The sequence below is a fragment of the Bergeriella denitrificans NBRC 102155 genome (assembly GCF_001592185.1).
Lineage (GTDB): Bacteria > Pseudomonadota > Gammaproteobacteria > Burkholderiales > Neisseriaceae > Neisseria > Neisseria denitrificans.
Genome location: NZ_BCWL01000189.1, coordinates 1 through 4,108 on the forward strand (window position 1 = coordinate 1; position 4,108 = coordinate 4,108).

Sequence of the window (4,108 nt, forward strand, 5' to 3'; positions counted from 1 at the left end):
CCTTGTCTCAATCTAACGAAACGACTATAGGGTGGGTTAGCCGCGCTTTTTGCGGCGTAACCCACACGGTGTGCATGTTTCCGATAATGCGTGGGTCAAGACCTACCCTACATGCAGTTTCAGACGGCCTTTTTACCATTTCCCAAAAAACCACCATGCTCCTGATTAAAAACCTGATTTACTGGCTGATTCTCGCCACCAGCATTATCCTGCTCTTCCCCTTTATGCTCCTTGCCGCCCTTATGCCGCACGGCGCACACAAAACCGCGCAAATCTGGGTCAAAATCCTCAACTGGTCGCTCAAACACATCATCGGCCTCAAATACCGCGTCATCGGCGCCGAAAACATCCCGCAATCGCCCGCCATCATTTGCGCCAAACACCAAAGCGGCTGGGAAACCCTCGCCCTGCAGGAAATTTTTCCGCCGCAGGTTTACGTTGCCAAGCGCGAGCTGTTTAAAATCCCCTTTTTCGGCTGGGGTTTGAAAATCGTCAAAACCATAGGCATAGACCGCAGCAACCGCCGCGAAGCCAACGAGCAGCTCATGAAGCAGGGTTTAGCCCGCAAAAACGAAGGCTACTGGATTTCCATCTTCCCCGAAGGCACGCGCCTGCCGCCGGGCGAGCGCGGCAAATACAAACTCGGCGGCGCGCGCATGGCCAAAATGTTTGAAATGGACATCGTCCCCGTCGCCCTCAACAGCGGCGAATTCTGGCCGAAAAACTCATTCATGAAATACCCCGGCGAAATCACCGTCGTCATCGGCCGCCCCATCGCCCACCAAAGCGGCAGCGAAGCCGAGCTGATGGCGCAATGCGAAAACTGGATCGAAGCGCGGCAAACCGAAATCGGCGGCCAAGGGCCGTTTGCCAAAAAAGCCGTCTGAAAACACCATGCCGCACTACACCTACACTTTTTCAGACGGCCATACCCTGAATATCGACCTCAAACGCCGCGCCAAGAAAAACCTGATTCTGCGCCCGATTGACGCACACACCGTCAGCATCAGCCTGCCGCCCTTTGTCGGCGAACGCCGCCTGCAAGAATGGCTGCGGAGCAACGAAGCCCTGCTGCGGCAAACACAGGCAAAAGGCGCCGCAAAGCAAATGCCCGCCGACACCCTGCCCGCATGGATTTGGTATCACGGCATTCAGACGGCCTTAACACCTTCCGAACAATCCTGCATCCGCCACAGGCCGTCTGAAATGCTGATTCCGCACCAAGAAACCGCGCAGCAAATCCAACATCTGCGCCGCTTTCTGACCGCGCGCGCCCGCGAATACCTGCTGCCCCGCCTCGAGCGGCACGCCGCCGCGCTGGATTTACGCCCCGCAGCCGCCGCACTCTCCAACGCCAAAACCTTCTGGGGCGTGTGCCGCGCCCGCACCGGCATCCGCCTCAACTGGCGGCTTATCGGCGCCCCCGAATACGTTGCCGACTACGTCTGCATCCACGAACTCTGCCACCTGCCCCACCCCGACCACAGCCCGCGCTTCTGGGCACTGGTCAACCGCCATACCCCGCACACCCAAGCCGCCAAAAGCTGGCTCAAAGCGCACGGCAGCGAATTGTTTATACTGGGCTGAACGCCCACCCCGATATATTGTCAAATCAAGAAGGATGAAAACATGGCCCGCACCTCAGGAAATAAAGTCGTCGTTATCGGCATCGGCGCCGTCGGCATCAGCTACGCCTTCGCCCTGCTCAACCAAGGCGGCTGCGACGAACTGGCCGTTATCGACCTCAACGAAAAACGCGCCAGCGCCGAAGTACGCGACCTGCGCCACGGCATCCTGTATGCCCCCACCCCCACCCGCGTCTATCAAGGCAGCTACGCCGACTGCGCCGACGCCGACATCGTCTGCATCTGCGCCGGTGCCGCCCAGCAGCCCGGCGAAACCCGTCTCGACCTCATCGACAACAACCTGAAAGTGTTTCACAGCATCGTCGGCGAAGTCATGAAAACCGGCTTTGACGGCATTTTCCTGATTGCCACCAACCCCGTGGACGTGCTCTCCTACGCCACCTGGCAATTCTCCGGCCTGCCCAAAGAGCGCGTTATCGGCTCGGGCACCATTCTCGACACCGCCCGCCTGTGTAACTGCCTGGGCAAAGCATTCGACGTCGCCCCGAGCAGCATCGACGCCCACATGATCGGCGAACACGGCGACAGCGTCATCGCCGCCTGGAGCACCGCCAACATCGCCGGTATGCCGCTGAAAGAAGCCCTGCAAAGCATGCCCGACGGCGAAGCGCGGATGAGGAAAATCCACGCCGACGTGCGCGATGCCGCCTACGCCATCATCGAAGGCAAAGGCGCAACCTATTACGGCATCGCCATGGGTCTGGCACGCATCACCCAAGCCGTGTTGCACAACCAGCATGTGGTGCTGACCGTATCCGCCCTGCTGGAAGGACAATACGGCGAGCAAGACGTCTATATCGGCGTACCCGCCGTCATCAGCCGCACCGGCATCACCCGCATCATCGAGAAACCGCTGGACGCCGACGAGGCCGCCCAATTCGCCCGCTCCGCCGACATCTTGCGCGGCTACCAGCAAAAAGTCGCGGCCTATACCGAAAGCGGCAAACGCTAAACACGACCCACCGTGCAGCGGATGCCTATGATAAAGCCGTCTGAAAACACTGTTTTTCAGACGGCCTCATCATATCGATATCCCCGCAGCAACGGCGGGCATAGCGCTGATTATTTATTATCGGGCTTCGCTTCCAGCGGCTGGCTCAACGGCAGCTCGGGCATGGTGCGAGCCTGCTCGGGTACGGAGCCGGACAAGGTGTTCAGGAAGGCAACGATGTCGTCCACTTCGGCTTGCGGCAGCTCTTTACCCAGCTGCGCCTGACCCATAATCTGCACGGCTTTTTCCAATTCCCATACGCTGCCGTTGTGGAAATACGGATAGGTCTTGGCGACGTTACGCAGGCCGGGTACGCGGAAGAAGAATTCGTCTTCCGCTTTGTTGGTCACGTCCGCACGGCCTTTATCGTGGTTCGGGTCTTCGATAAATTTCCAGTAAGGGCCTTGCACCAGACCGAATTTCTGGAAGGAGTTGCCGCCCAGGTTCATGCCGCTGTGGCAGCTGATACAGCCGTTATCCATAAACGCGCGCAGGCCTTTGCGCTCTTGCGCGTTCAGTGCGGACGCGTTGCCTTTCAGGTAATCGTCCCACTTGGTCGGCGTCAGCAACGTGCGCTCGAAGGCGGCGATGGCGGTGGTGATGTTTTTAAACGATACCGCGCCATCTTCGGGGAAAGCGGTTTTAAACAGGGCTTGGTATTCGGGAATATTTTGGATTTTGGCTTCGACCGCTGCTTCGCTGGTATTGGCCATTTCCACTGGGTTCAGCAGCGGGCCGCCGGCCTGCTCTTCCACATCGGCTGCGCGGCCGTCCCAAAACTGCATACCCAAAGTGGCGGCATTCAGCGCAGTCGGCGAGTTGCGGCCGCCAAACGCGCCTTTGTGGCCCTGGCTGGTCGGCAGATTGTCCACGCCCGCCGAAGCCAGATTGTGGCAGGAGTTGCAGCTGACCGTATTGCCTTTCGACAGACGCGGCTCATACCATAATTGGCGGCCAAGTTCGGCCTGCTCCGGGGTAAACGGGCGCAGCTGCTGCATTTCTTCCGCAGTCGGCAGCGGCTTGAAGATGCTTTGGGCGCGGCTCAATAAGTCTTTGTCTTCCGCCGAAATCTGACTTTGCTCTGCTGCGGCAGGCGCGGAGGCTTCGGCCGGCGCTTGCGGCGCTTCGGCGGGCTGTTTGCCGCAGGCGGCCAGCGCGGCAGCCAAAATCAAGGAAAAGGTCAACTTGCCGAATGGTAGGGTGTTCATGGTTTTGTCCTTTATCAAGAAAAATACCCAAGCGCCTGTCGGGCGCAGTCCTGTGTCTCTTTGTATCCCCGGTTAAGAGACTGTTATTTGTTTTTCAGTATAACGGCGCGGCAAAACAACATTTTGCGGTAAGTCAACTTTAAGAGTTTGATAAAAATAAGCAATTTCCCTCATAGTGTAATCAGAGCAGTTAAATTCTGATACAGGACGGCAAGCCGCCGCAGGCAGTACAAATCGTACGGGTCGGCGGACTTGTTGCTTCA

Annotated in this window: 5 protein-coding genes; 3 read left to right on the forward strand and 2 right to left on the reverse strand. The window is 58.3% G+C overall.

The genetic code is table 11. The annotated features are described in order from the left end of the window. Positions 1–155: 155 nt before the first annotated feature. From BDE01S_RS08845 to BDE01S_RS08855, 3 genes are read left to right on the forward strand one after another with little or no spacing between them, the layout of a single operon-like run. Positions 156–887, forward strand: coding sequence for a lysophospholipid acyltransferase family protein (locus BDE01S_RS08845; RefSeq protein WP_066080383.1), 732 nt, complete (start codon positions 156–158; stop codon positions 885–887). A gap of 7 nt (positions 888–894) precedes the next feature. After that, the gene (locus tag BDE01S_RS08850; RefSeq protein ID WP_066080386.1) at positions 895–1,587 is read left to right on the forward strand and encodes a M48 family metallopeptidase; all 693 of its coding nucleotides are present in this window, start codon (positions 895–897) and stop codon (positions 1,585–1,587) included. A 42-nt stretch (positions 1,588–1,629) separates the two neighbouring features. Next, positions 1,630–2,598 carry an L-lactate dehydrogenase gene (locus tag BDE01S_RS08855; protein ID WP_066080389.1) on the forward strand — a complete coding sequence of 323 codons (969 nt, stop codon included), beginning with the start codon at positions 1,630–1,632 and terminating at the stop codon, positions 2,596–2,598. 110 nt (positions 2,599–2,708) lie between these two features. On the opposite strand, the gene BDE01S_RS08860 is transcribed toward BDE01S_RS08855, so the two are convergent. Both BDE01S_RS08860 and BDE01S_RS11600 read right to left on the reverse strand, forming a co-directional pair. Beyond that, entirely contained in the window at positions 2,709–3,845 is a 1,137-nt protein-coding gene (locus tag BDE01S_RS08860) for a cytochrome-c peroxidase (RefSeq protein WP_066080393.1), read from the reverse strand. Between the two features lie 72 nt (positions 3,846–3,917). Beyond that, on the reverse strand, positions 3,918–4,108 hold a 191-nt coding region (locus BDE01S_RS11600), incomplete at its 5' end, for a hypothetical protein (protein ID WP_218015867.1).